This is a genomic window from Frankia gtarii (genome assembly GCF_025403375.1).
GTDB lineage: Bacteria > Actinomycetota > Actinomycetes > Frankiales > Frankiaceae > Frankia > Frankia gtarii.
Genome location: NZ_JAMPTM010000584.1, coordinates 1 through 754, shown reverse-complemented (window position 1 = coordinate 754; position 754 = coordinate 1). Strand labels below are relative to the sequence as shown.

Below are 754 nucleotides of genomic sequence, written 5' to 3'. Positions count from 1 at the left end.
CGGTAGTTCAGTCAACTGGGGGCCGTCCCCACCCCACAGGTAGGGGATGCCGATCTGGCCCTGGGCGTAGAGGACGGCGGCGTAGCCGGCATCGGACGCGGTGGTGTCGGCCCCTGGGCCGTCAGTCGAGCCGTACTGGGTGGCCTGGGTAACAACCTGGGCGATGTAGGCGCCGGAATGGTTGTAGTCCCACAGGGCGCCGGTCAGGTCGGTGGCGACGTGGTTGTCGCATAGGTAGGCCGCGGCGGCGTAGATCGCGTCCTGGGGGTTGTAGAGCGACGGCGGGTTCGCGCCGCCTGCTGGTAGTTGGTGACGAGCGACGACGTCGGCGAACGTCGGGGCGAGGAACTGCATGGGGCCGCCGGCGCCGGCGCTGTTGGTACCGCTGGCCACGCCCGGCAGCCGACTGCGTCCATGATCGGATTCGACTTTGCCGATGGCCGCGAGCGTCGTCCAGGACAGGCCGGGGCAGGTCGCTGCTGCCTGCATGTAGAGGGTCAGGTAGTCGGCGGGGACGTCGTCGAGCGCGGTCTGGCTGGGACTGCCGCCGCTGCCGCAGCCGAGGAACCAGCCGACGACCGGCACGCACAGGACTCGTTCTGCCAGTTGGGCGGCGGCGGCGCCCATGAGCACGATGAGCAGGACTACGGCGGCGGCGGCCCCGGCGAGGTATTTGGTCGTGGCCGCTCACCCCCGGTACTTCTCAGGGGGCATGGGCGCGGGTGGGCGCAGGCCCGATCCGGTGGGGAGCTGT

At 70.6% G+C, this 754-nt stretch carries 1 protein-coding gene; it reads right to left on the bottom strand.

Going from position 1 to position 754, the window contains the following annotated elements; all coding sequences use genetic code 11:
* Positions 1 to 585, bottom strand: a 585-nt coding sequence (locus NBZ83_RS32420; RefSeq protein WP_261576547.1) for a transglycosylase SLT domain-containing protein, incomplete at its 3' end; no start/stop codon positions are given.
* Between the last annotated feature and the right edge of the window lie 169 nt (positions 586 to 754).